This is a genomic window from Comamonas sp., from assembly GCF_036643215.1.
In the GTDB taxonomy this organism is placed as follows: domain Bacteria; phylum Pseudomonadota; class Gammaproteobacteria; order Burkholderiales; family Burkholderiaceae_C; genus Comamonas.
Map to the genome: position 1 here is coordinate 230,613 of NZ_JAVXSJ010000001.1, position 24,613 is coordinate 255,225.

Below are 24,613 nucleotides of genomic sequence, written 5' to 3' on the forward strand. Positions count from 1 at the left end.
TTGATACGTCGTTGCCTTGCTTTGCCGTAGCGCTGCTACTGTCTGCAGCAAGGACGCCTCGTCTCAACCGCCCATCTGCGATGGGCTGAGCTGTCTTCACTGCTTGAGAAATTGCTACGTCCTCCATTCCGCAGCCCGACAAGCCCATGGCCACTTCCGCTGATTTGATTCATTTTTTTGGCATACGCCACCACGGCCCCGGCTGTGCGCGCAGCCTGCTGCAGGCGCTTGAAGCTTTGCAGCCCGACTGCCTGCTGGTGGAAGGCCCGCCTGAGGGTGAGTCGCTGCTGCCCATGCTGCAAAGCGCCGAACTGCGCCCGCCCGTGGCCATGCTGGTCTACATGCAGGACACACCCAGTCAGGCGGCGTTTTATCCGTTTGCGGAGTTCTCGCCTGAATGGCAGGCGCTGCAATGGGCCAGTCGCAACAGCGTTGTCACGCGCTTTATCGATCTGCCCCAGACCCATGCCATGGCCATTGAGCTGGCGCGGCGCGAAGCCTTGAGGCTGGTGGCGGACGCGGAGGATGATGCTGCGCAAGAGGGCGAGCTGGCAGTGGATGAGTTGCCTGAAGATGCCGGTGCCGAGGACGCCGTAGAAGCAGAAACGACCGATGTAGAAGTCACCGTTGAACTGCCCGTCGAAATTCACCGCGACCCGCTGGACTGGCTGGCCCAGGCCGCTGGTTTTGAAGATGGTGAGACCTGGTGGAACCGGCTGGTGGAAGAGCGCGGCGACAGCGAATCGCTGTTTGAATCTATCAACGAAGCCATGACCGCCGTGCGCAGCGAGCTGGCCAAGGATGGCGAGCACTGGCGCGGCGAAGCCTATGTGCAGCGCGAGGCATTGCGCGAAGCCCATATGCGCCAGTGCATTCGCGATGCCACCAAGGCCGGTTACCAGCGCATTGCCGTGGTTTGTGGTGCATGGCATGTACCCGCGCTGCAGCAAAGCGTCACCGCCAAGGCCGATGCAGCCCTGCTCAAGGGCTTGCCCAAGGCCAAGGTCATGGCTACCTGGGCACCGTGGACTTACCGCAATCTGGCCAGCCACAGCGGTTATGGTGCGGGCGTGACCTCACCGGGCTGGTACCAGCATCTGTGGCGCTGCTATCAGGCAGATATTGAATCAAACAGGGCTGTAGCGCAGGATGGAAAAGCGCTGGTAGCTATCAAAGAAGGAGCGAGTGGCGGAGTCACTCCCGCCATCAGGCGCACCGCCGGCTGGCTGACGCGTGTGGCCCATTTGCTGCGTGAAAAAGACCTGGACTGCTCCAGCGCCCACATCATCGAAGCCACGCGACTGGCCGAAAGTCTGGCCGCGCTGCGGGGTCAGCCCACGCCGGGGCTGGAGGAAATTAACGAATCCATCGTCACCGTCATCTGCATGGGCGAGACTGCGCCGCTGCAGCTGATTGACGATGAGCTGACTGTGGGTCATGTGCTGGGCGGCGTGCCTGCCGATGTGCCGCAGGTGCCGCTGCAGCGCGATATGGAGCAGCAGCAAAAGTCGCTGCGCATGAAGCCCGAAGCCGCAAGCAAGCTGCTGGCGCTGGACCTGCGCAAGGACATTGATCTGGCGCGCAGCCACTTCGTGCACCGCTTGCGTCTGCTGGGCATTGACTGGGGCACGCGCGCGGCTGATGCACAGCGCAACCGCGGCACCTTCCGCGAAAGCTGGCAGCTGCAGTGGGAGCCCGAGCTGGCCGTGCGCATCATCGAAGCCAGCGTGCATGGTGCCACCGTGGCGCAGGCCGCCACGGCCAAGCTGCGTGCCAGCCTCAAGCCCGACACGGCGCTGCCTGAGATTGCGCAGGCTATTGACGATGCGTTGCTGGCCAATTTGCCCCAGCTGGTTGAAGCGCTGATTGAAACCTTGGCTGAGCGTGCCGCCACCACGGGCGATGTGGCCCAGCTGCTGCAGGCGCTGCCGCCGCTGGCCAATGTGTACCGCTATGGCAGCGTGCGCCAGACAGATACAGCGCTGCTGGCCACGGTGATTGACTCCCTCATCGTGCGCGCCTCTATCGGCCTGCCCGTGGCCTGCATGGCCATGGATGACGATGCCGCTGCCGCCATGAAGATTAAGGTGCTGGCCGCGCATGACGCCTTGCGTTTGCGTGGAACGGATGGCAAAGCGCAAGAGGCCGTAGACGCCTGGCGCGCCGCCCTGCGCAGTCTGGCCATGGGCGATGCGGCTGCGGCCTTGCTGCGCGGCATGGCCTGCCGATTGCTGCTCGATGAGCATCTGCTGGAAAGCGCCGAGGTGGTGCAGCAGTTCAACCGCAACTTGTCGCTGGGCGCTGCGCCCATGGATGTGGCGGCTTGGCTGGATGGATTTCTGAACCAGCAGGCGCTGGTGCTGCTGCACGACGAATCCATCTGGGGCGCGATTGATGCGTGGCTCAGCGGGCTGGGCGAGGTGCAGTTTGCGCAAATTTTGCCGCTGGTGCGCCGCAGCTTTGCCAACTTCAGCAAGCATGAGCGGCAAAGCCTTGGCGAGAAAGCCAAGCGGGTGCCCGTCTCTGGTGCTGCTGCTGCGGCACCTGTCGCCAGCGACGGAGACGATGCCCCGTGGGACGAGCAACGCGCTGCGCTGGCGCTGCCCGTGCTGAACGCGCTTCTGGGCCTGAATCTGCCGCAAGCGCTCATAGATCAAGCGCTGAAAGCTACTAATTTTGAAGCGTCTTCTGCCAAGGTGTGACGATGAACCAGATAGCCAATACCGATATCGACACCGACGCCAATGCACTTCAAGAGGTCACCGAAGAGCTTCAGCCCACCACCCGCCTGCAGCGCTGGCGCATGGTGCTGGGCAGCCCGGCCGATGCCAGCTGCGGCGGCGTGACGGGACGCTTGCAGGAAATGGACCAGACGCTGGCTGCGCTGTATGAGGAAGACAGCAAGCTCTCCTCCCGCAAGGGCGGGCGCGGCAATTCATCGCCATCCGTTTCGCGCTGGCTGGGCGATATCCGCAAGTACTTTCCTAGTCAGGTGGTGCAGGTCATGCAGCGCGACGCCATGGAGCGCCTGAACCTGCGCGAGTTGCTGCTGCAGCCCGAGATGCTGGAGAACGTGCAGCCCGATGTGCATCTGGTGGCCGATCTGATCTCGCTGGGCTCGGTGATTCCGCAAAACACCAAGGCCACGGCCCGTCTGGTGGTGCGCAAGGTGGTCGACGAGCTGATGAAAAAGCTGGAAGAACCCATGCGCAGCGCGGTAAGCGGGGCGCTGGACCGCAGCCAGCGCAACCGCCGCCCGCGCCATGCCGAGATTGACTGGAACCGCACCATCCGCGCCAATCTGCGCCACTGGCAGCCTGATTACCAGACCATCGTCCCCGAGACGCTGATTGGCTACGGCCGCAAGGCGCGCCGCCCGCAGCGCGAGGTGATTTTGTGCATTGACCAAAGCGGCTCCATGGCCAACTCGGTGGTCTACTCCAGCATCTTTGGCGCGGTGATGGCCAGCCTGCCTGCCGTGGCGACCAAGCTGGTGGTGTTTGATACGGCGGTGGTAGACCTGACGGAAAAGCTGGACGACCCGGTGGATGTGCTGTTTGGCGTACAGCTGGGCGGCGGCACGGACATCAACGGCGCGGTTGGTTACTGCCAGGGCATCATCAGCGAGCCGCGCAACAGCATTCTGGTGCTGATCTCTGACTTGTATGAAGGCGGCGTCGAATCCGGCCTGCTGCGTCGGGCCAATGAGCTGGTCGAGTCTGGCGTGCAGTTCATCACGCTGCTGGCGCTGAGCGACGAGGGTGCGCCGGCCTATGACGCTGATCTGGCGGCCAAATTGGCTGCCTTGGGCGTGCCATCGTTTGCCTGCACGCCAGACGCCTTCCCGCAACTGATGGCTGCCGCCATTCGCCGTGACGATGTGGCGGCCTGGGCGGCGACGCAGGGCTTCAAGACCAGCAAATAAAAAACAGCCTGCAGTTGCAGGCTGTTTTGATGGGGTGGCTTAGTCCGCCAGAACCAGGCCAAGCTTGGCCAGCTTGCTGGCCAGCACATCGCGTCGGCGAGCGGCTTTGTTGGCCGTCTCGGTCACGGTGGCGATGGTGCGGGGGCCTTTGCCAGCAGAGGCCTTGATCAGCTCCGCCTTCTTGGCGGCTTCAGCCGCGACTTTTCGGTAGCTGGCGATCAGCTCGGCGTGTGCAATAGGTTGGTTCACAGGATGTCCGTTCAATAAGAGCGCCCATTGTCGTTGCAAAACGCACCAAGAACATTTTTAGCCGATGTGAATGGCAAATTCCTGTCGCAGTGCCGACGCGGTTTAAAGGCATGATGGCAGCCATTGAAACCAACAGGGGAGTGCGATGGCGGGTGCCGGCCTTTTGATGCTGCTTGACGATATTGCAGCCTTGCTTGATGACGTAGCGTTGATGACCAAGACCGCTGCAGGCAAAAGCACGGCGATTCTTGATGATGTGGCCATGCAGACCAAGGTGGCCATGCAAAAAACCGCCGGTGTGCTGGGTGACGATCTGGCGCTGAATGCCGAGCAGGTCACAGGCGTCAAGGCCAGCCGAGAGTTGCCGGTGGTCTGGGCCGTGGCCAAGGGCTCGTTATGGAACAAGGCCATTCTGGTGCCTGCCGCCTTGCTGATCAGTGCGTTTGCACCTTGGCTGATTACGCCACTTTTGATGGTCGGCGGGGCTTTTCTGTGCTTTGAGGGCGTGGAAAAAATTCTGCACCTTTTCCACAAAAAGCAGACGCACAGCGAAAAAGAAGTTGTGGTCGATGCGCAGGAGGCTGCTCTGAAAGGTGTGGCTCCGTCATCAGTTCGCGCTGCGCGTGAGCAGCATATGGACCCGATGGAGTACGAAAAGCAAAAGGTCAGCGGCGCGGTGCGTACCGACTTCATTTTGTCAGCCGAAATCATGGCGATTGCGCTGGGCACGGTCTCCACTAAACCGATCTGGGAGCAGGGCGCTGTGCTGGTTGCAGTGGCTCTGGCCATTACGGTGTTTGTCTATGGCCTGGTGGCCGGCATTGTGCGTATGGATGATGTGGGCGGCTGGCTGATGGCCAAGAGCAGCAGCACCGCCAAGGCACTGGGCCGGGGCATGATTGCCTTCACACCATGGCTGATGCGCGGCCTGTCGATTGTGGGCACGGCGGCCATGTTCATGGTGGGGGGCAGCTTGCTGGTGCATGGCATTGCGCCGATTGAGCATTGGGTACAGGCAGTGGTGATTCCCTTGGGCGGCATGGCTGCAGCGCTGGGCCCGGTGCTGGTGCATGTGGTGGTGGGCGCTGTCATCGGCGGTGCGGTGGTGCTGTGCGTCGAGCTGTGGCATAAGCTGCGACCTGCAAAGACCGTGCTTTAAATTTAATAGCTAGCACCGCTGATTCAGCAATGGTTTGCGCTGTATCAGACATCAAAGCGGGCGTGGCCATTGGGCAACGCCCGCTTTTTCTTTGGCGGAGTCGGTGGACAGGTTGACTTGGGACAAACCCGGAAGCAGGTGGCTTTGTTTCAATCAATGCCAAGGGATGCAAACAAGTGCTCCCACCGATTTACTCAAGGAAAAAAGCCCATGAAAAAGACTCTGATCGCGATTGCCGCCGCTGCCAGCGCACTGACTGCTGGTACCGCTTTTGCGCAATCCTTTGATGGCAGCAGCCCCTGGCAAGTGCGCGTGCGTGCCTTGCATTTGAATAGCGATAACGGCGGTGCTGCTGGTAATGCGGGTCTAAGCATCAACAACAAGTGGATGCCTGAAGTGGACGTGTCGTACTACTTCACGCCCAATATCGCGGCTGAGCTGGTGCTGACCTATCCGCAAAAGCAGGACGTGCGTTTGGATGGCCAGCATATTGGCTCGCTCAAGCACCTGCCCCCCACCTTGCTGGCGCAGTACCACTTCACCAACTTTGGCGCATTCAAGCCGTATGTGGGTGCTGGCGTGAACTACACGCGCTTTTCCAGCGTCAATTTGCCTCAAGGCGTGAGCATCAAGAAAAACAGCTTTGGCGGCGCGCTGCAAGTCGGTTTTGACTATGCGCTGGACAAGAACTGGTCGGTGAACTTTGACGTGAAGAAGGTGTTCATCGACACCAATGTCACTGCCGGCTTTGGCAAATTCAAGGTTGACCCATGGCTGGTCGGCGTGGGTGTGGGCTATCGCTTCTGATAGAGCCACAGTAAAGAGTGATCTTGTCTCCGGACCTTCTGCTGGAGATGAGGCTCACGCACCGCAAGCTCTGTGGTGCACTGAGGCTGGCAGGTCTGCATGACCGGCTGGCTTCAGAGGCTAGGGTGTATGTTTAGATCGGTATTCCGCGCAGGCGGGGTACCGATTTTTTTTGACGTTGATGCATTGGCTGACAAGTATTGCTTCTGTCAGCACCGTTGCATGGTGATGCGGTACAAAGAGTGCTGGCTTCAGTCCTACTTTGGCCGCTTGCTGGCGGCGCTAGGCTGATGACTACCCGGCACCCGCGCGATTTTGACCGCGCTCTGCCGGGCTGGCGACCAGACTTGGCAGTGATGGTGCGGGAGCGGTCTCGTGCGATCAGCCTTTCAGGAGGATCAGCATGCGCGCGGTACCAGACAGACAGGCAGCGTCTATCGAGTTTCTCTCTCGTGCCGGGCGCATTCCCTTGCCCCTGGCGTCTTTTCAGGCTCCGTCTCAGCGTCAGGGCGGGGATTGCGATGTCCGGGCAGCCACGCAGCATCCGCAGGATGCCCAAGCGGCGTTGCGACATGAGCTTGCGCAAGGTCTGATACAGCAGCAGGCACAGATCTCTCCCAAGTTTCTGTACGACGCGCGCGGCTGCGCCTTGTTTGAACAGATTACGCAGCTGCGCGAGTATTACCCCACGCGCACCGAGGCGGCGATCATGGCGCAGCACGAAGTCGATATGGCCGAAGCCATGAGTGGCTGCCAGGTACTGATCGAGCTGGGTGCTGGCAATTGCGAGAAGGTACGGCGTTTGTGCCGTAGTGTTGCACCGCAGCAATTTGTGGGCGTGGATATTGCGGTGGAGTTTCTGCAGCAGGCCGTTGCACGGCTGGGGCAGGATTTTCCGCAGATGACGGCGCGTGCCGTGGCCGCCGACTTCACTGCCGACTGGCATTTGCCGCCAGACGTGCCGCAGGCCCGGCGCGAACTGTTTTATCCGGGCTCTTCCATTGGCAATTTTGATACGCAGCAGGCACTGCATATGCTCAAACATATGCATTCGCTGCTGAATGGCGATGGAGGGCTGCTGATCGGTATCGATCTGCCCAAGCCGCTACCTGTTTTGATAGCTGCTTACGATGATGAGCAGGGCGTTACGGCCGAATTCAATCTCAATGTGCTCAGCCATGTGAATCGTTTGCTGGGCAGCGACTTCAATCCCGAGGACTGGGAGCATGAGGCCCGTTTTGACACCCGGCATTCACGCATAGAAATGCATTTGCGTGCGCGCCACGCCGTCATGGTGTGTTGGCCACAGGGCGTGCGCTACTTTGCGCAGGGCGAGACCATTCATACGGAAAACAGCTACAAGTACCCCTTGTCTGATTTTCTCTCCATGCTGAGGGCTGCGGGTTTTGGTGCAACCCATGTCTGGACCGATGAGCAGCAATGGTTTGCCGTCATTCATGCCCATGCGTGAAGCTGTTGATCAAGGACTGCAGCCCATGATGCCTGCGCATGCCGGTCAGCCCGACTGGGCTTCACTGGCTCTTCAGTATGAGAGGGTCCGCGCGCATACGCAAAGGCTGGCCGCATCGCTGTCCGCTGAAGATGCCTGTGTGCAATCCATGCCCGATGCCAGCCCGGCCAAGTGGCATCTGGCGCATAGCAGCTGGTTTTTCGAGACCTTTGTTCTCTCTGCGCACCAGCTTGGGCATAGCCCTTTTGACGCCAGCTTTCGCATGCTCTTCAACTCCTACTACCAGCAGGTAGGCGCACGCCACCCTAGAGCCCAGCGCGGCTTGCTGACAAGGCCGCCTCTGACTCATGTGATGGCTTACCGCGCGGCAGTCGATGCACAGATGCAGGCGCTGATGGCCGGGATGAACATAAGGAGTGTGGTTGAGCAGCGGGCCGCTGCTCAGATCATTGCCCTGGGCTTGCAGCACGAGCAGCAGCATCAGGAGCTGCTGCTGACCGACATCAAGCATTTGCTGTCTTGCCACCCTCTTTGGCCTGCCTATGCTTCAGACGGTTTGGCGAATGCGATTGCTGAAAGTGCTGCCACCAACCTTTCATGGCAATCGATTGAGGCGGGGGTCTATGCCATAGGTCACGCCGGCAGTGGCTTTGCGTTTGACAATGAAATGCCAAGACATAGCGTGTATGTGCAAGCGGCGCAGATTGCACTGAGGCCGGTGAGTAATGGAGAGTATTTACGCTTTGTGCTGGAGGGGGGCTACAGCCAACCGCAATGGTGGCTGTCTGAAGGCTGGGACTGGTGCCAGGCACAGCAACTGAGCCATCCTTGGTACTGGCGAGCCCTTGAAAATGGTTCAGGAGCAGAGGGCTGGCAGGAGTTTAGCTTGCATGGTGCGACTGCGCTGGATGTGCTGAGGCCGGTTTGCCATCTCTCTTACTTCGAAGCCGATGCCTATGCGCGCTGGGCCGGTGCGCGTCTACCCACAGAAATGGAGTGGGAGGTGGCAATGGGCGGGCATGCTTGGCCTGAAGTTTTGTTGGGTGCCAACCCAAGCCTGCATCCAGAACCGATGACAGGCGACCTTGCACCCGTCATCGGTCAGGTCTGGGAGTGGACCCAATCGTCCTATGCCGCCTACCCGGGCTTTCGCGTGGCCGATGGGGCTGTAGGTGAATACAACGGCAAATTCATGGTCAACCAGTATGTGTTGCGCGGCGGCTCTTGCCTGACGCCCGCCGGTCATGCACGGCTGACTTACCGCAACTTCTTTCCGGCGACAGCACGCTGGCAGATGACGGGGCTGCGTCTGGCACGCGACGCATGAGCGTCTCGCGCCAGCGCTTTAACAGCCTGCGCGCCGCAGAGTTTGCTTAAACCTGTTCGAGCGCCTGATTCAAATCGGCCAGCAGGTCGTCGATATGCTCAATGCCCACCGACAGGCGCACCATGCCCTCGGTCACGCCGGCCTTGGCCAGCTCGGCAGCATCCAGCTGGCGGTGGGTGGTGGATGCCGGGTGCGTGGCCAGTGACTTGGCATCGCCAATGTTCACCAGGCGGGTGAACAGCTGCAGCGCATCCAGAAAGCGTGCGCCAGCAGCGCGGCCTTCGTCCCCCTTGAGGCTGAACGACAAAATGCCTGAGGCGCGACCGCCCGATTGCTTTTGCACAATGGCGTGATCGGGGTGGTCCTTCAGCCCGGCATAGCGCACCCATTCCACCTTCGAGTGCTTTTGCAGCACTTCTGCAATCTTTTGCGTGTTCTCGCAGATGCGGTCCATGCGCAGAGCCAGCGTCTCAATGCCTTGCAAGATCTGGAAGGCGTTTTGCGGCGAGATAGCCGCGCCCATATTGCGCAGCGGCACCACACGGGCGCGGCCAATAAAGGCGGCCGGGCCCAGTGCTTCGGTGTAGACCACGCCGTGATAGCTGACGTCGGGCTCGTTCAGGCGCTTGAAGCGGGCTTTGTGCTCGGCCCAGGGGAACTTGCCGCTGTCCACAATCGCGCCGCCTACGCTGGTGCCGTGGCCGCCTAGGTATTTGGTGAGCGAGTGCACCACGATGTCGGCACCAAACTCGATAGGTCGCAGCAGGTAGGGCGATGGCACGGTGTTGTCCACAATCAACGGCACGCCGTGGGCATGGGCCACATCGGCCAGCGCGCGGATGTCGGTCACATTGCCCAGCGGGTTGCCTATGGATTCGATGAACACGGCCTTGGTTTTGGCGTCTATCAGTTTGCCAAAGCTGGCCGGGTCGCGCGGGTCGGCAAAGCGCACTTCAATGCCTTGCTGCGGAAAGGTGTGGGCAAACAGGTTGTAGGTGCCGCCGTACAGCGTGCTGGCGCTGATGATGTTGTCGCCAGCTTCGGCCAGGGTCTGGATGGCTGCCGTGATGGCGGCCATGCCCGATGCCAGGGCCAGTCCGGCGATACCGCCTTCCAGCGCCGCTACGCGCTTTTCCAGTACGTCGGTGGTGGGGTTCATGATGCGGGTGTAGATATTGCCCGGCACCTTCAAATCAAACAAATCCGCGCCATGCTGGGCACTGTCAAACGCATAGGCCACCGTCTGGTAGATGGGCACAGCCACGGCCTTGGTGGTGGGGTCGGGCGAGTAGCCTGCATGTACGGCGAGTGTCTCTATGCGCATGTGTCTCTTTCGGTTGGTTACTTGAAGGCCTGAGTAAATACCAAGGCCTCGCAGATTATGGGTAGCCAGCTGCGTCAAAAGAACGACCTAATTGCTATGTGCTTATGCCAGCGCAAACCATGACCTTTGAAATTGAAATATTCAGTGCTTTGTGTAATGGAGAATTGCTGACAAAATAATTCACAATTTCTTACACCAAGACTGCCCTCTTGAACCAGCCAGCCATCACGTACTTTGCTTTGATAGCGCCCACTTGTGTGGCGCTATTTGGGCTTGCCTTGCTGACTTGCTGGTATGTGCAGCGCCGTCAGCCGCAGGCGGTATTTCTGCTGTGGCTCAGCGGCAGTTTTATGTCATTGGCAACGGCACTGGCCCTGCAAAGCTTGATGAGTAATGCCCAGTTGGGGCAGTTCGCACTGGCTACCGCTTGCCTGTATCTGATGGGCTGCTGGTCACTGGCGCAAGGCATGTCTCTTCGCCTGCGAGGCAAGGGCGTCAGTGTGAGCAGTGGCTTGCTGATTGCCTCGGTCACTCTGGCCGTGCTGTTCTACTACTCGCAATTTGAGAATGATTTGCTGCTTCGCATTCAAAGTCTGGCGTTCGCCATGGCCTTGATGCAGGCACTGGCCCTGCCTGCATTTGTTCAGCTTAAGCCTGCACAGGACTGGGTAGAGAGCCTAGTTCGCTGGACCTACGGATTCAGCGTTGGTTATTCCTTGTTCAGGCCGCTAGCCGTGAGCCTGTTACCTGTGAATGAGCTGCAGGATTTGACGCGCTCGGGTTACTGGGCTTTTTCGCAAGTCGTGGCCCTGGTGTTTGCCATGCTGTTCACGGTGGGGCTGCTGGCCTGCTCGGTGAGAGACATGGTGACCAATCTGCGTGATGAGCGCAATCGCGACCCGCTCACCCGCCTGCTCAACCGCCGCGCTTTTATGGAAGCGGGTGAGTCTTTGCTGGCTGACCGTAGACTGGCTCCTTGGGCGCTGGTGGCGGTGGACATTGATCACTTCAAACGCATCAATGACAACTGGGGCCATGCGGCAGGTGATCAGGTTTTGGTTCAACTGGGCCAGTTGCTACCGCTGCAGGTGCGAGATAAAGATCTGGTTGCCCGTTTTGGTGGCGAAGAATTCATCTTGCTGCTCAACCGCGTGCAGATGAGCGAGGCTCATGCCATTGTGGATCGAGTACGGGTGCAGATGAGTGCCCATGCGTTTGACCATCTGCCAGAGCGTATTCGCATGACGGCCAGCTTTGGCATCGTGCCAGTGCGCTCTGCCGAAGAACTGGCCGAGGCACTGTGCCAGGCAGATGCGTTGCTCTATGCCGCAAAGGGGGCGGGCCGGGACTGCGTGCAGGCTGCGATGACAGCTGCCAAACCCGTTGATGATGAACGCGAAGCTATTGAATCAGTAGCTAATGCCGCTTTATCTGCATAGGCTAAAGGCCTGTTTGACTCAGAAATCAAACTTTGGGATTTTGCGGTCTGCGTCGCGGTTGAATGGGAACGGTGCTTTCCCATACCGCCATGTGCGCGTAAATCACGGCCGGTGCATGGGCATCATTGGCCGCATAGCGCCGCTGGGCTGGAGTCAGGTCTATCGCCGCCCAGTTGGACGTGGTGGTGCGCTTGGACTTGCGAAAGCTTTGTTTGAGCACCAGCGCTGCAGCCGCCCGCACACCCACTGATGCGCCATATCCCAGTTGCTTGAAGCGGCTGTCCAAGTCTTGAATATTCATCAGCGGCACGCCCAGTCTGCGGGGTAGAGTGTGTTTGTCATTGTCCAGTCCAAAGCCGACTTTGCAGATATGTTCAGCGATCAGCACCTTGCGTGACAGCTCAAGGGCCATGGGCAGGTGCAGTTGCAGCAGCCAGGCTTGTTGCGTCGTCGCGAGCTGCACCAGGTGAGGGCCGCTGTCATGCTGGCCCACGTTGAAAAGTGGTTTGCTCTCCGTATCAAAGCCCAGAACCGGCTCGGCGTTGATGGAACGAAACGCGGCCTCAAATTCAGCCTCTGTCTGGGGGATATGGATTGCTTGCTCTGGCAGTTCCAAAAACTGGGGAAGCAGGGCGCTTTCGTCCTTGTTAGGGGCAATGAGTCTGTGCATGACGGTGATTACACACCAGCTTCTCTTATCCCCAGTACATGTGGGCTGGCCTGTGGGTAAATAGAGGCAAAACCTTTCAAAGCCTTTGCTGGTAACGCTTTGAAAGGAGTGCCTTAAAAATAGGCGATATCAGCAGCGCACAAATGCGGGAGTCCGCTTTTCCAGAAAGGCGTTGACGCCTTCAAGGCTGTTGGCTGCGCCCGCGCAGACGCTGATCGCGTAGCGTTCTGCTTCAAGGTGGGCTTGCAAAGCATGGTCGTGAGCCTCGTCGCAGAGCTTTTTGATATGGGCCAGCGAGTTGGTAGAGCCTGCCGCCAGTTCCTCGGCGAGTTGCAGCGCCTGTGCAGCCAGTGCATCTGGCTCGTGCAGCTCATCAAATATGCCCATGCGCAGGCACTCCTGAGCCGATGCCGGGCGATTGCTCATCAGTAGATATTTGGCGCGAGAAGCACCAGCGCGGCGCGTGAGGTAGTAGGACGAACCCAGATCGGGGCTGAGGCCAATGGCGGAGTAGCCACCGCGCAAGAACACCTTGGTTGAGGCCAGCACGATATCGGCGCACAGACCTATGCCAATACCGCCGCCGCCCAGCGCGCCTTGAATGGCGCTGATGACGGGGATGGGCAGTGTGGCCAGCGTGTGCATGGTGGGGTTGAGCACAGCCAGAATTTCATGGATGGTTTGCGGCAGGCGATCCCGGTTCTGCACAAATTCGCGGATATCGCCGCCCACGCAAAACTGTTTGCCCGTCGCTGAAATCAGAATCGAACCAACGTCAGCCACGCGGGCCTGCGCTACGACGCCTGCCAGTGCATGTGCCATGGGCGTGCTGATGACATTACCCAACTCGGGCTGGTTCAGCACGACATGACCCACGCCGTTGCGCTCTTTCCAGAGGACGAGATCAGACATCAGGCGACCTTTCTTTCTTGATGCGCCCAGAACGGGGCGCGTAGCGTGGTCTTGAGAATCTTGCCTGCGCCAGACAGCGGCATGGCCTCGACAAAAGACACTTCACGCGGGCACTTGTAGCTGGCGATGCGAACCTTGCAAAAATCAATCAACTCTTCGGCCTCCAGCGCCTGCCCTGGCTTGCGCACGATGAAGACATGCACTTGTTCGCCCCATTGCTCATGCGGCGTGCCGATGACGGCGCAGGCTGCTACGGCCGGGTGGGTGGCAATCACGCTTTCCACTTCAATGCTGTAGACGTTTTCGCCACCGGTGACGATCATGTCCTTGATACGGTCTACGACGAAAACATAGCCGTCTTCATCCATGCGCCCACCGTCACCGGTGTGCATCCAGCCGTTGCGGATGGCAGCCGCAGTTTCTGCCGGCTTGTTCCAGTAGCCGAGCATGACACCCGGGCCACGCACGACGACTTCACCCACTTCGCCGCGCGGCAGCTCATTGCCTTCGGGGTCGACAATGCGTACTTCGGTGCAGACCGTGGCGCGGCCTGCGCTGCGATGCCAGCCCTTGGCGCGGCCTTTCTCGCGGTGCATTTCGGGTTTGAGGATGGTGGCAACGGGCGACAGTTCTGTCATGCCGTAGGCCTGAATAAAGCCTGCATGAGGAATGGCCTTCATGGCGCGGTCCAGCAGCCCTTCTGAGATGGGTGAGGCCCCGTACAACATCTGCTGCAGGGAGCTCAGGTCGTATTGCTGGATATCTGGGTGATCCACCAGCATCTGAATCATGGTGGGGACCAGCAGCATGTCTGTCACGCCGTGGGCGGCGATGGCTTGCAACACACCAATCGGGTCAAAACGCGGGAGCATGACGTGGCAGCAGCCTGCGGCAAACAGGGCATTCATGAAGGCACCATCGGCCAGGTGGAACATGGGGGCGGCATGCAGGCCAATGCTGCCGCGCCGGACGGTACCTTCGGCCACGCCCAGAATCGAGTTGGTGTAGAGGTTGCCATGACTGAGCATCACGCCCTTGGGCGAGCCTGTGGTGCCGCCGGTATAGAACACCCCAGCCAGATCATTGCCGCTGCGCATGGCATCTTCGACAGGCGCAGCTTCGGCAACCAGCGCTTCATATGACCGCATGCCTTGCGGCGCTGCGCCGTCGCCCAGATGAATCAGCGTCTTTAAAGCGCTGGAGAGCTTTTTGATCTCTGGGGTGAGGGGCGCAAACGTATCGTCCACCAGCAGGATACGGGTCTCGCAATCGTCCAGAGAGTAGGCGATCTCGGCCGCGCTCCATCGGATATTGATGGGGTTGACCGCCGCGCCCGCCCAGTAGCTGGCCATGTAGTACTCCAAATACCAGTCAGAGTTCAGGCTCAGAATGCCGACCCGGTCACCGGGCTGCACACCCAGTGTTCGCAGAGCACCGGCAAAGCGGGCGACACGGTCGCCCAGTTGCGTAAAGCTGCGTTTGCGCCCGTTGTAAATGCTGGCGGTGGCATTGGGAGACTGTTGAATGGCACGGCGCAGACTTTGAGTGAGGTACATGGCAAGCCTTTCGGGGCACAGGGGTTAGAGAGTCGTTGAGTGAATTCCGGTCAGCGGGCGAACAGGCGTCTGGCGATCAGGTCCTTCATGATTTCATTGGTGCCGCCGTAGATTTTCTGAATGCGGGCGTCGGTGTACATGCGTGCAATGGGGTACTCCTCCATGAAGCCGTAGCCGCCAAACAGCTGCAGGCATTCATCCATGACCTTGCATTGCTGCTCGCTGCACCACCACTTGGCCATATAGGCGGCTTCGTTTTCCAGCGTGCCATCGAGCAGGCGCTGTATGCAGTCATTCACAAAGCTGCGCACCACATGGGCGGTGGTCGCGCACTCGGCCAGCTTGAAGCGCGTGTTCTGAAAGTCAGCAATCGTCTGGCCGAAGGCTTTGCGCTGCTGGGTGTAGTCCACCGTCAGTTCCACGGCCATTTCAATCGCGGTGGCGGCTGAGACGGCCAGCAGCGTTCGCTCATAAGGCAGCTGGCTCATCAGTTGCTTGAAGCCCTGACCTTCTGTGCCGCCCAGCAACTGGGCTGCAGGAATGCGCAGATCTTCAAAGAACAACTCTGCCGTGTCTGAAATATGCTGACCAATCTTGTGAAGCCTGCGGCCCACGCGAAAGCCCGACAGGTTTTCAGTCTCCAGCACCATCAGCGAGACACCTGAGCTGCCCGCATCGCCAGTGCGCAGAGCCACCACCAGCAAGTTGGCTGTGTAGCCATTGGTGATAAAGGTCTTGGAGCCGTTGATGACGTAATGATCCCCATCGCGCTGGGCGCGGCTGGTCATGGCTTTGAGGTCAGAGCCAACGCCGGGCTCCGTCATGGCAATGCCAGCCAGCATTTCACCGCTGCATAGTTTGGGCAGCCAGCGCTGCTTTTGTGCATCGGTTCCGTAGGTCTTGATGTAGTGCGATGCAATGGTATGAACGCTGGTGGAGCCGTGGACTTCGGCCTTGGTCAGCTCTTCTTGCACCACCAGCTGATAGGCCAGATTGCCACCGCCACCGCCCCATTGCTCATCCATCTCGGGCAGCAGAAATCCATGCTCGCCAAACCCGCGCCAGGTCTCGCGCGGTATATAGCCTTGTGCGCGCCAAGCGGGGACATGGGGTGTGAGTTCGCGTTCCACATAGCGACGGACCTGCTCACGGAAGGACTCGATATCGGCATCCATCCACGCATGCTGAAGTACCCTGGGCAAGATGCTCATATTCACACTCCTGTCAGGCCGCCAGTACACATCAGGGTCTGGCCGCTGATGTAGTCCGACTCGGGTTGGCAAAACAGATAGACGGCACCAGCTGCTTCTTCAGGGGTGCCGCCACGGCCTAGCGGGATGGCCTGCTCCATGGCCGCCATCAGTCCAGGGTTCACGCCCACTTTGATCTCTCGACCTTCAATATTGGCGGTCTCGCCTGCTGCCGCGGAGTTGGTCAGGCGCGTCTTGATGAGGCCAAAGGCCACGCAGTTCACGTTAACGTTCAGGCGGCCCCATTCCTTGGCCAGCGTCATCGTCAGGCCCGTGATGCCGGCTTTGGCGGTGGAGTAATTTGCCTGCCCCGGATTGCCGAACAGACCGGCCACAGAGGAGATGTTGACCACCTTGCGCATGACACGTTGGCCTGCATCCATTTCGGATTTGGACAGCGCCTTGATGACGGGCTGGGCCGCCCGCAGTATGCGAAATGGTGCGGTCAGGTGGCAGTCCAGCATGGCGTACCACTGCTCGTCTGTCATCTTCTGGATCACGTTGTCCCAGGTATAGCCTGCGTTGTTGATGATGATGTCCAGACCCTTGAATTCCTGCACGGCGGTGCCCACAAAGCGCTCGGCAAAGTCGGTATGGGTGACATTGCCCACGCAGGCCACGGCTTCGCCGCCCATCTCGCGGATCAATGCGATGGTTTCTTCGGCGGGTTCGGTATCCAGATCGTTGATGACCAGTCTTGCTCCTTCACTGGCCAGCTTGAGCGCGATGCTGCGGCCAATGCCGCGCCCCGAACCTGAAACCAGAGCCACTTTGCCTTCGAGTTTTCTTGCCATCTTTATCTCCGTTGATTTCTTCAGGGGCTTCAGGGAAGGGCGACCCAGGCATCCCCTGCGATCTTGGTCTGGCCATGCTGGTTGGTGCTTTGCACCTCGATACGTACGCAGCGGTCGGCATCACGCTTTTCGGCCACGTGGCCGCTGCAGTGAATGGCATTGGTCAGATGGGTAATGCCCAGAAAGCGCACGTCAAATTGGCGCAGTTGCGACTGGGGTGCCCATTGGGTGATGAGGCGGCCCAGCCACGCCATGCTCAGCATTCCTTGTGCAAAGACATCGGGCATGCCAGCCTTGCGGGCAAAGTCGGTATCGATATGAATGGGGTTGTGGTCGCCAGATGCCCCGGCAAACAAGGCCAGAGTCGTGCGACTGATGGGCGGGAGGTTCAGCGCGGGCAGGGTGTCGCCCACCTGAATTTCATCAAAACGTGGAGTGCTCATGTTGTCTGTTCTCCTTAGTTACGAACCACAATGACGGTGCGCATCTCCGCCACGAGCTGCTCGTGCTGATTGGTGGCACGTGAGGACTTGACGATGAATTCCAGCGCTCCGTTCTTCTTGTCATAGATGTCATCCACCTGGGAGCGCACGGTGATGGTGTCGCCCGCGCAGGCACTCTGGTGGTAGCAAAAGCTTTGCTCGCCGTGCAAAATTTTGGCAATCGGTACCTCCAGCTTTTGCAGCAACTGATCGCTGGCACCGCTGTCCAGCTCGGCGGCGAACAGAAAAGTAGGCGGCGCAGGCAGGTCGGCGTAGCCAGCGGCGCGAGCGGCTTGCACATCGGTATAGACGCTGCTGGTTTCGCCAATGGCCTTGGCAAAAAAGCGCAGGCGGCTGCGGTCAATAGTCAGCTCTGATGTGGGGAGTTTGAAACCTATCCATCTTTTGTCGATCATGGCCAGCCCTTCAGACGCGTTCATACAGAGTCACCACGCACGCGCCGCCCAGCCCCAGGTTGTGCTGCAGGGCAAGGCGGGCGTTCTCCACCTGGCGTTGCTCGGCACGGCCGCGCAGTTGCTGAACCAGCTCTGTGCATTGCGCCAGACCGGTTGCGCCCAGAGGGTGGCCTTTGGATAACAAACCGCCCGAGGGGTTGGTCACAAACTGGCCGCCATAGGTGTTGTCGCCATCGCAGACAAATTTTTCGGCGCCGCCCACGGGGCACAGGCCCAGCGCTTCATAGGTCAGCAGCTCGTTATGAGCAAAGCAGTCGTGCAGCTCCACCACATTCAAATCTTTGGGGCTGATGCCGGCCTGCTCATAAACTTGATTGGCGGCAGCTTGAGCCATGCTGAAGCCGACCACTTCGCGCATATCGTGGGAATCAAAAGTCTTGCGGCTGTCCGTGGTCATGGACTGGGCGCGAATGCGCACGCTGCGGTCCAAGCCATGCTTGCGCGCATAGCTCTCTGACACGAGCAGCGCAGCCGCTGCGCCGCAGGTGGGAGGGCAGGCCATGAGGCGGGTCATGACACCAGGCCACATCACGGGCGATGCCATGACTTCTTCTTCTGTCACTTCGGTGCGGAACAGTGCTAGCGGGTTGCGCGTTGCATGGCGGCTGGCTTTGGCGCGAATTTTGGCAAATGTGGACAGCTTGGTGCCGTACTGATCCATGTGAGTCTTGCCTGCACCGCCAAAGTAGCGCAGAGCTAGCGGCACGCCATTGTCGCCAACCAGTGCATCGGTCTCGGCTTCAAACAGATCGAATGGGCTGGGTCTGTCGTTAAAGACGGAGCTCAGTGCGCCGGGAGTCATCTGCTCAAAGCCCAAAGCCAGTACGCAGTCTGCCGCGCCGCTGGCCACGGCCTGGCGTGCAAGATACAGCGCGGTAGAGCCGGTGGAGCAGTTGTTGTTGACATTGACGATGGGAATGCCCGTCATGCCGACCTCATACAGCGCACGCTGGCCCGAGGTCGAGTCGCCATAGACATAGCCCACATAGGCTTGTTGCACTGCGTCATAAGCGACGCCTGCATCGGTCAGCGCCAAGCCTGTGGCGGTCGCCGCCATCTGGTAGTAGAGATCGCTCTTTCCGGGTTTTGCGAAGGGAATCATGCCAACGCCGGCAACAAACACATCACGACTCATGAACAGCTCCTTGAAAACAGTGGGGCAACACAACGCATCGTAGAAATTACTGATGCGCAAACCCATTGCGGAGCGCATCTTTCATATGTCAAAAAACCTCAAAGTGATGTGCGCATGACCCGTTCTTCAGTTATTCCCTTTACGGTGTCCATGGCGCTGGTGCGCGGTATTGCTGCGGGTGTGAACCGGCGCGGGTTTGAGTACGACCGATTGCTGCAACGCGCAGGCATTGCGCCTGAACTGCTGGAGCAGGAGGGCGCACGGGTCACTGCCGACCAATATGTGGCGCTGATGTGGCGAGTGGTGGAGACCTTGGGTGATGAGGCCATGTGCCAGTTCTCGCGCCCGTTAAGAAGGGGGAGTCTGGAGCTGATTGCCCGCCATGCGCTAGCCGGTGAAACGCTGGAGGCCTCACTCAGGCGCATGTGCCAGGCGCTTTCTTTGCTGCAGGATGACGTAGCAATATCGCTGGTGCGAGATGGCTCTCTGGCAGGCATTGTGATTACGCCGCTGCCTAACCAGCCGCAGCCCAATTTTCTGCACGAATTTTCTCTGCGCGTGCTGTGGCGTGTTACGTCCTGGTTGATGGGCGGCTCGCTCAAGGTGCAGCGCTTTGACTTTGCGTTTGCGCAGCCCGATTACGTGAACGATTACGGCGACACCTTTCCTGCACCACTGCAGTTTGGTCTGCCTGCATCGGCCTTCTGGTTTGATGCCCGAAAGCTGTCACGCCCCTGCAGTCGTGATGAGCAGGCGCTGAGAAATTTTGTAGCCAGCTGGCCTGCAGCGGCCATCATGCCCTCGCGCATGGGGGAGGGCATGGATGCCCGAGTACACACCCATCTGCTGCAGTCGCGCCCGGGCTGGGCGGGGCTGGAATCTACGGCGCTGGCGCTGCACATGTCGGCGCCTACGCTGCAGCGCAAACTGGCGGCCGTCGGCACCACGTTTCAGGCCATCAAGGATGAGCTGCGCCGCGATATTGCGGTGTCCAGGCTGGGGACCAGCAAGGTCAGTTTTTCAGCGCTGGCGGCAGACCTGGGTTTTGCCGATGCTGCGGCTTTTCAGCGGGCGTTCAAGACATGGACGGGCAGCTCTCCGGGTCTGTACCGCGCCCGCCCTGTAGTGGACTGAAGCTGCCGAAAACCCTTGAGTAAAAGCCCTAGATATTTTTACCAAACAAATGATTGGTAAAAATAAAAAATGCCGATATGCTGCCATTCATGCAAGCAAACGTGGATGAAGTTTCGGTACCCAAACGCAAGCGCGGCAGACCTGCCAAGTCGGTAGGTGAGCGCAATGAAAGTGCGCGCCGCATGGAGCTGGTGTGTGTGGCTGCCAAGCAGTTTCGGCAGCGCGGTTTTCATGGCACCAGTACCCGCGACATCGCAGCGGCAGCAGGCATTCAGGCGGGTTCTTTGTTCTATTTTTTTGAGAGCAAAGAAGCCATGCTGCACGCGGTGATGCGCGATGGAATGGCTCAGGCTGCAGTGGCTCAGGCGGCTGCGCTGGAGGCGCTTAGTTCGCGTGCCAGTGGTGTGACGCGGCTTGAGGCGTTGATACGCAATCACCTGCAAATCATGGTAGGGCCTGGAAGCGATTTCATCCCCGTCATGCTTTACGAATGGCGACTTCTCAGCAATGAGCAACGCCTTGATGTTGCAGAGCAAAAAGATGCCTATGAGGCGCAGTGGATGCCCGTGCTGCAGGCCCTCTACCGCACTAGAAAGCTCAAGGCCAGACCCGAGATTGCGCGCCTTTTGATCTTTGGCGCGCTGAACTGGACGGCGCAATGGTATTCGGATAGCGGCAGCCTCAGTCTTGATGAGTTGACCGATCAATCTCTGGCTTTATTCATTGGGGCGCGTTGATGTACCAATCCGTTTTCCGTCCCGCATTGATGGCGGGACAGGTGGTAGTGGTGACCGGTGGCGGTTCAGGCATAGGCCGCTGCGTGGCCCATGAGCTGGCAGGGTTGGGTGCCACGGTGGCACTGGTTGGCCGTAACCCCGAAAAACTGAGCGTTGTGCAGCAAGAGCTGGGGCAGGAGGGCGTGGATGCCGCACGCGTCAGCTGCCACAGCGGGGATATTCGGGATGAGGCAGGCGTCAAGGCTCTGGTGGCCCAGATTCTTGGGCAGCATGGCCGAATTGATGCACTGGTCAATAACGCGGGTGGTCAGTACATTGCCCCGCTGGCCACGATTAGTGCCAAGGGCTGGCAGGCGGTGCTGGACACCAACCTCACTGGCGGCTTTCTGATGGCGCGTGAATGCTTTGTGCAGCACATGGCCAAGCATGGTGGCTCCATCGTCAACATGGTGGCCGATATGTGGGGTTCCATGCCCGGCATGGGCCACAGCGGCGCAGCGCGTGCAGGCATGGTCAGCTTGACCGAAACGGCTGCGGTGGAATGGGCACCGCACGGCGTTCGTGTCAATGCCATTGCGCCTGGCTATATCGCCTCAAGTGGCATGGATCAATACCCGCCAGAGGCCGCAGCCATGTTGCGCAAGATGCCTGCCACCGTGCCTGCCGGCCGCTTTGGTAATGAAGCAGAAGTCTCGGCCAGCATTGTTTTTTTGCTCAGCCCTGCTGCCAGCTTCATCAGCGGTACGGTGCTGCGGGTCGATGGTGCGCGCCCGCAGGTGCGCATGGGCATGGGGCCGGTAGCGGCCAGTGCTGAAGTGCAGCAACGCGCCGCCGTGCGTGCCTTTGATGGCTTTGCGCTCTACCAGACACCGAAGGTGTTTCAGTCATGAATGTCTATGAATCGCAATGGAATGCCGGTAGTGAGCAGGCCGGGCAGCGCAGCGCAGCCACGCTGAAACGCATTGAGGCGCTACGCGAGCTGGAGCAGCGTGCGGCACAGGCATCGCAGCGCGCCAAACCCCAGTTTGAAAAGCGTGGCCAGTTGCTGCCGCGTGAGCGTGTGGCACTGCTGCTTGATAGCGGATCGCCTTGGTTGCCGCTGTGCACGCTGGCTGGCTTTATGCAAGACCGCGATGACCCGGCCAAGTCGGTACCGGGAGGCGGCATGCTGGCCGGGATTGGTTTTGTCAGTGGCGTGCGCTGCATGGTGGTGGCTAGTGATTCGGGCATTGAAGCCGGCGCAATTCAAGAAAAAGGGCTGGACAAGATGCTGCGCGTGCAAGAGATCGCGCTGCAGAACAAGCTGCCCTTCATCCATCTGGTGGAAAGCGCTGGCGCAAACCTGATGCGTTACCGCGTTGAAGGCTTTGTGATGGGCGGCGCGCTGTTTCGCAACCTAGCGCGGCTGTCTGCTGCTGGTCTTCCCGTCATCACGGTGCAGCATGGATCGGGCACGGCAGGCGGCGCGTATATGCCCGGGCTATCGGATGTGGTCATCATGGTGCGCGGCCGGTCACGGGCCTTTCTGGCGGGCCCGCCCTTGCTCAAGGCTGCAACGGGTGAGATTGCGACTGAAGAAGAACTGGGCGGGGCCGAGATGCACACCGCTATCTCCGGTTTAGGTGAATATCTGGCTGAGGACGACCGCCACGCCTTGGGTCTGGCGCGTGATGTAGTGGCACAGCTTTCACAATGGAAACAGCCGACTGCGCAATATGGAAAAGCGCCAGCAGCTATCAAACCGGGAGTGTCTGAGCCGCGTTATGACTCACAAGAGTTACTAGGCCTGATGCCATCCCACCATCGCGAGCCGGTGGATATGCGTGAAGTCATGGCGCGACTGGTGGATGGGTCTGCATTGCTGCAATTCAAGTCCAGCTATGGCGCGGCCACGCTTTGTGCGCAGGCGCATATCGACGGCCATGCCGTGGGCCTGATATCGAACAACGGCCCCATTGATGTAGCTGGTGCCAATAAGGCGGCGCACTTCATTCAGTGGATGTGCCAACTGGGCCACCCCATCATCTATCTGCAAAACACCACGGGCTATATGGTGGGCAAGGACAGTGAGCAGGCCGGAATGATCAAGCACGGCAGCAAGATGATTCAGGCCGTGACCAATGCCACCGTGCCGCAGATCACCATCCAGTGCGGTGCCAGCTTTGGCGCGGGCAACTACGGCATGTGTGGCCGTGGCTATGCGCCGCGTTTTCTGTTCAGCTGGCCCGGCGCCAAGACGGCGGTGATGGGCGGCGAGCAGGCCGCCAGCACCATGCGCCAGGTGACTGAGGCGGCCATGGCCCGCAAAGGCCTGCCGGTGGATGACGAGCAGATGCAAAAACAGTACGACCAGATCGTCGCCATGTTTGAAGCACAGGCCGATGTGCTCTACACCAGCGGCTTGCTGCTGGATGACGGTGTGATTGACCCGCGCGACACGCGCCAGGTGCTGTCGTTCTGCCTGGCTACCTTGCAAGAAGCGCAGCAGCGCACGGTGCGCCCCATGCAGTTTGGGGTGGCGCGCATGTAGCGGAGCACCCGCCTTTCACCTTTCCCCTTCAGAGATATCAACGGAGACAAGTCATGCAGTGGACCCATGAGCATCTGGAAGTGCGCAAGACCCTGAAGCGCTATATCGACGAGCAGATTAATCCTCATGTCGATGAGTGGGAGGAGGCGGAAATCTTTCCCGCCCACAAGGTGTTCAAGGGGCTGGGTGATCTGGGGCTGCTGGGGCTGACCAAGCCCGAGGCCTATGGCGGCGCGGGTCTGGACTATTCGTACAACCTGCTGATGGCGGAGACGCTGGGCAGCATTCGCTGCGGCGGTGTGCCCATGGCCATTGGGGTGCAGACCGATATGTGCACGCCCGCGCTGGCGCGCTTTGGCAGCGATGCACTGCGGGAGCAATTTCTGGCACCAGCCATTGCGGGCGACATGGTGGGCTGCATTGGTGTGAGCGAACCAGGTGCGGGCAGCGATGTATCGGGCATCAAAAGCCATGCGCGCAAAGATGGCGACGATTACGTCATCACGGGCCAGAAAATGTGGATCACCAACAGCATTCAGGCGGACTGGATGTGCATGCTGGTCAACACCAGCGATGGGCCGGTGCACAAGAACAAGAGCCTCATCATGGTGCCCATGCGTGACGGGCCGAATGGCAAGTTGACCAAGGGCATCGAAGTGGCCAAGAAGCTGCGCAAGATCGGCATGAACAGTTCTGACACGGGCCTGATTTATTTTGATGAAGTGCGCGTGCCCCAGAGCTATCTGATTGGGCAGGAAGGGCAAGGCTTTATCTACCAGATGCAGCAGTTCCAGGAGGAGCGGCTGTGGTGCGCGGCCAGCGGGCTGGTGGCCATGGATGAGTGCATTCAAGAGACCATCGAATGGGCGCAGCAGCGGCGCATGTTTGGCAGCACGCTTATAGATCAGCAGTGGGTGCAGTTCAAACTGGCCGAGTTGCAGACCGAGGTGGAAGCGCTGCGCGCACTGACCTATCGCGCCGCTGACCTGTACATGGGCGGGCAGGATGCGCTGCAACTGGCCAGCATGGCCAAGCTCAAGACGGGGCGGCTGACGCGTGAGGTGGCGGACACCTGCCTGCAGTTCTGGGGCGGCATGGGCTTTACCTGGGAGAACCGCGTCTCGCGCCTGTATCGCGATGGGCGTCTGGGCTCCATCGGCGGCGGTGCTGATGAAGTGATGCTGGGCATCATCGGTAAGACCATGGGAATGATCAAGCGCCCTGCGCAGTGAGGGA

Annotated in this window: 22 protein-coding genes; 12 read left to right on the forward strand and 10 right to left on the reverse strand. The window is 59.7% G+C overall.

The genetic code is table 11. The features are described from left to right. Positions 1-146 precede the first annotated feature (146 nt). Together RSF91_RS01090 and RSF91_RS01095 are read left to right on the forward strand one after the other, a co-directional pair. Entirely contained in the window at positions 147-2,702 is a 2,556-nt protein-coding gene (locus tag RSF91_RS01090; protein WP_332566684.1) for a DUF5682 family protein, read from the forward strand. Between the two features lie 101 nt (positions 2,703-2,803). Further along, positions 2,804-3,925, forward strand: coding sequence for a VWA domain-containing protein (locus tag RSF91_RS01095; protein WP_332566807.1), 1,122 nt, complete (start codon positions 2,804-2,806; stop codon positions 3,923-3,925). A gap of 39 nt (positions 3,926-3,964) precedes the next feature. On the opposite strand, the gene RSF91_RS01100 is transcribed toward RSF91_RS01095, so the two are convergent. After that, positions 3,965-4,174 (reverse strand): hypothetical protein, encoded by a 210-nt coding sequence (locus RSF91_RS01100; RefSeq protein ID WP_332566685.1) that lies wholly within the window; start codon positions 4,172-4,174, stop codon positions 3,965-3,967. Between the two features lie 145 nt (positions 4,175-4,319). On the opposite strand from RSF91_RS01100, the gene RSF91_RS01105 reads away from it, so the two are divergent. The 4 genes from RSF91_RS01105 to egtB all read left to right on the forward strand — a co-directional run bounded on the left by RSF91_RS01105 (position 4,320) and on the right by egtB (position 8,938). Beyond that, entirely contained in the window at positions 4,320-5,333 is a 1,014-nt protein-coding gene (locus tag RSF91_RS01105) for a DUF808 domain-containing protein (RefSeq protein ID WP_332566686.1), read from the forward strand. A gap of 210 nt (positions 5,334-5,543) precedes the next feature. Next, positions 5,544-6,140, forward strand: a complete 597-nt coding sequence (locus RSF91_RS01110; protein ID WP_332566687.1) for an OmpW/AlkL family protein — start codon at positions 5,544-5,546, stop codon at positions 6,138-6,140. Positions 6,141-6,543: 403 nt separating this feature from the next. Next, a complete protein-coding gene (gene egtD / locus RSF91_RS01115) occupies positions 6,544-7,611 on the forward strand; it encodes an L-histidine N(alpha)-methyltransferase (RefSeq protein ID WP_332566688.1) in 1,068 nt (355 codons plus the stop codon). Beyond that, positions 7,598-8,938, forward strand: a complete 1,341-nt coding sequence (gene egtB / locus RSF91_RS01120; protein ID WP_442878777.1) for an ergothioneine biosynthesis protein EgtB — start codon at positions 7,598-7,600, stop codon at positions 8,936-8,938. The genes egtD and egtB overlap by 14 nt, the downstream gene beginning before the upstream one ends. A 46-nt stretch (positions 8,939-8,984) precedes the next feature. Here egtB and RSF91_RS01125 read toward each other — a convergent pair whose 3' ends face one another. Beyond that, positions 8,985-10,262, reverse strand: a complete 1,278-nt coding sequence (locus RSF91_RS01125; protein ID WP_332566689.1) for an O-acetylhomoserine aminocarboxypropyltransferase/cysteine synthase family protein — start codon at positions 10,260-10,262, stop codon at positions 8,985-8,987. A 209-nt stretch (positions 10,263-10,471) separates the two neighbouring features. On the opposite strand from RSF91_RS01125, the gene RSF91_RS01130 reads away from it, so the two are divergent. After that, positions 10,472-11,701, forward strand: a complete 1,230-nt coding sequence (locus tag RSF91_RS01130) for a GGDEF domain-containing protein (protein ID WP_332566690.1) — start codon at positions 10,472-10,474, stop codon at positions 11,699-11,701. A gap of 25 nt (positions 11,702-11,726) precedes the next feature. Here RSF91_RS01130 and RSF91_RS01135 read toward each other — a convergent pair whose 3' ends face one another. From RSF91_RS01135 to RSF91_RS01170, 8 genes are all read right to left on the reverse strand, one after another. Then, positions 11,727-12,371 carry a 3'-5' exonuclease gene (locus RSF91_RS01135; RefSeq protein WP_332566691.1) on the reverse strand — a complete coding sequence of 215 codons (645 nt, stop codon included), beginning with the start codon at positions 12,369-12,371 and terminating at the stop codon, positions 11,727-11,729. Between the two features lie 129 nt (positions 12,372-12,500). Continuing rightward, on the reverse strand, positions 12,501-13,283 hold the full coding sequence (locus RSF91_RS01140) for an enoyl-CoA hydratase/isomerase family protein (protein ID WP_332566692.1): 783 nt from the start codon (positions 13,281-13,283) through the stop codon (positions 12,501-12,503). Then, entirely contained in the window at positions 13,283-14,839 is a 1,557-nt protein-coding gene (locus RSF91_RS01145) for an acyl-CoA synthetase (protein ID WP_332566693.1), read from the reverse strand. Before RSF91_RS01145 ends, RSF91_RS01140 begins: the two co-directional genes overlap by 1 nt. Before the next feature lie 50 nt (positions 14,840-14,889). Beyond that, a complete protein-coding gene (locus tag RSF91_RS01150) occupies positions 14,890-16,050 on the reverse strand; it encodes an acyl-CoA dehydrogenase family protein (protein ID WP_332566694.1) in 1,161 nt (386 codons plus the stop codon). A gap of 2 nt (positions 16,051-16,052) precedes the next feature. Then, positions 16,053-16,883, reverse strand: coding sequence for an SDR family NAD(P)-dependent oxidoreductase (locus RSF91_RS01155; RefSeq protein ID WP_332566695.1), 831 nt, complete (start codon positions 16,881-16,883; stop codon positions 16,053-16,055). A 29-nt stretch (positions 16,884-16,912) separates the two neighbouring features. Then, positions 16,913-17,326, reverse strand: a complete 414-nt coding sequence (locus RSF91_RS01160) for a MaoC family dehydratase (RefSeq protein WP_332566696.1) — start codon at positions 17,324-17,326, stop codon at positions 16,913-16,915. Positions 17,327-17,340: 14 nt separating this feature from the next. Continuing rightward, positions 17,341-17,781 carry a MaoC family dehydratase N-terminal domain-containing protein gene (locus RSF91_RS01165; protein WP_332566809.1) on the reverse strand — a complete coding sequence of 147 codons (441 nt, stop codon included), beginning with the start codon at positions 17,779-17,781 and terminating at the stop codon, positions 17,341-17,343. A 10-nt stretch (positions 17,782-17,791) separates the two neighbouring features. Then, positions 17,792-18,976, reverse strand: coding sequence for a lipid-transfer protein (locus RSF91_RS01170; protein ID WP_332566697.1), 1,185 nt, complete (start codon positions 18,974-18,976; stop codon positions 17,792-17,794). Between the two features lie 114 nt (positions 18,977-19,090). Here RSF91_RS01170 and RSF91_RS01175 point away from each other — a divergent pair, with 114 nt between their 5' ends. The 5 genes from RSF91_RS01175 (at position 19,091) to RSF91_RS01195 (ending at position 24,609) form a co-directional block, all read left to right on the forward strand. Then, positions 19,091-20,110, forward strand: a complete 1,020-nt coding sequence (locus RSF91_RS01175) for an AraC family transcriptional regulator (protein ID WP_332566698.1) — start codon at positions 19,091-19,093, stop codon at positions 20,108-20,110. 89 nt (positions 20,111-20,199) lie between these two features. Continuing rightward, complete coding sequence (locus RSF91_RS01180; RefSeq protein WP_332566699.1) at positions 20,200-20,847, forward strand: TetR family transcriptional regulator; 648 nt, start codon at positions 20,200-20,202, stop codon at positions 20,845-20,847. Then, positions 20,847-21,737, forward strand: a complete 891-nt coding sequence (locus tag RSF91_RS01185) for an SDR family oxidoreductase (RefSeq protein WP_332566700.1) — start codon at positions 20,847-20,849, stop codon at positions 21,735-21,737. Before RSF91_RS01180 ends, RSF91_RS01185 begins: the two co-directional genes overlap by 1 nt. Continuing rightward, positions 21,734-23,377, forward strand: coding sequence for an acyl-CoA carboxylase subunit beta (locus tag RSF91_RS01190; RefSeq protein WP_332566701.1), 1,644 nt, complete (start codon positions 21,734-21,736; stop codon positions 23,375-23,377). Before RSF91_RS01185 ends, RSF91_RS01190 begins: the two co-directional genes overlap by 4 nt. A 53-nt stretch (positions 23,378-23,430) precedes the next feature. Further along, positions 23,431-24,609, forward strand: coding sequence for an acyl-CoA dehydrogenase family protein (locus tag RSF91_RS01195; RefSeq protein WP_099736506.1), 1,179 nt, complete (start codon positions 23,431-23,433; stop codon positions 24,607-24,609). Positions 24,610-24,613: the final 4 nt, after the last annotated feature.

Bases quoted from the DNA above. Each gene is read 5' to 3' on its own strand.
- RSF91_RS01090 (WP_332566684.1), top strand. From the start codon at position 147: ATGGCCACTTCCGCTGATTTGATTCATTTTTTTGGCATACGCCACCAC.
- RSF91_RS01095 (WP_332566807.1), top strand. From the start codon at position 2,804: ATGGTGCTGGGCAGCCCGGCCGATGCCAGCTGCGGCGGCGTGACGGGA.
- RSF91_RS01105 (WP_332566686.1), top strand. From the start codon at position 4,320: ATGGCGGGTGCCGGCCTTTTGATGCTGCTTGACGATATTGCAGCCTTG.
- RSF91_RS01110 (WP_332566687.1), top strand. From the start codon at position 5,544: ATGAAAAAGACTCTGATCGCGATTGCCGCCGCTGCCAGCGCACTGACT.
- egtD (WP_332566688.1), top strand. From the start codon at position 6,544: ATGCGCGCGGTACCAGACAGACAGGCAGCGTCTATCGAGTTTCTCTCT.
- egtB (WP_442878777.1), top strand. From the start codon at position 7,598: ATGCCCATGCGTGAAGCTGTTGATCAAGGACTGCAGCCCATGATGCCT.
- RSF91_RS01125 (WP_332566689.1), bottom strand. From the start codon at position 10,262: ATGCGCATAGAGACACTCGCCGTACATGCAGGCTACTCGCCCGACCCC.
- RSF91_RS01135 (WP_332566691.1), bottom strand. From the start codon at position 12,371: ATGCACAGACTCATTGCCCCTAACAAGGACGAAAGCGCCCTGCTTCCC.
- RSF91_RS01140 (WP_332566692.1), bottom strand. From the start codon at position 13,283: ATGTCTGATCTCGTCCTCTGGAAAGAGCGCAACGGCGTGGGTCATGTC.
- RSF91_RS01145 (WP_332566693.1), bottom strand. From the start codon at position 14,839: ATGTACCTCACTCAAAGTCTGCGCCGTGCCATTCAACAGTCTCCCAAT.
- RSF91_RS01150 (WP_332566694.1), bottom strand. From the start codon at position 16,050: ATGAGCATCTTGCCCAGGGTACTTCAGCATGCGTGGATGGATGCCGAT.
- RSF91_RS01155 (WP_332566695.1), bottom strand. From the start codon at position 16,883: ATGGCAAGAAAACTCGAAGGCAAAGTGGCTCTGGTTTCAGGTTCGGGG.
- RSF91_RS01160 (WP_332566696.1), bottom strand. From the start codon at position 17,326: ATGAGCACTCCACGTTTTGATGAAATTCAGGTGGGCGACACCCTGCCC.
- RSF91_RS01165 (WP_332566809.1), bottom strand. From the start codon at position 17,781: ATGATCGACAAAAGATGGATAGGTTTCAAACTCCCCACATCAGAGCTG.
- RSF91_RS01170 (WP_332566697.1), bottom strand. From the start codon at position 18,976: ATGAGTCGTGATGTGTTTGTTGCCGGCGTTGGCATGATTCCCTTCGCA.
- RSF91_RS01175 (WP_332566698.1), top strand. From the start codon at position 19,091: ATGACCCGTTCTTCAGTTATTCCCTTTACGGTGTCCATGGCGCTGGTG.
- RSF91_RS01180 (WP_332566699.1), top strand. From the start codon at position 20,200: ATGCAAGCAAACGTGGATGAAGTTTCGGTACCCAAACGCAAGCGCGGC.
- RSF91_RS01185 (WP_332566700.1), top strand. From the start codon at position 20,847: ATGTACCAATCCGTTTTCCGTCCCGCATTGATGGCGGGACAGGTGGTA.
- RSF91_RS01190 (WP_332566701.1), top strand. From the start codon at position 21,734: ATGAATGTCTATGAATCGCAATGGAATGCCGGTAGTGAGCAGGCCGGG.
- RSF91_RS01195 (WP_099736506.1), top strand. From the start codon at position 23,431: ATGCAGTGGACCCATGAGCATCTGGAAGTGCGCAAGACCCTGAAGCGC.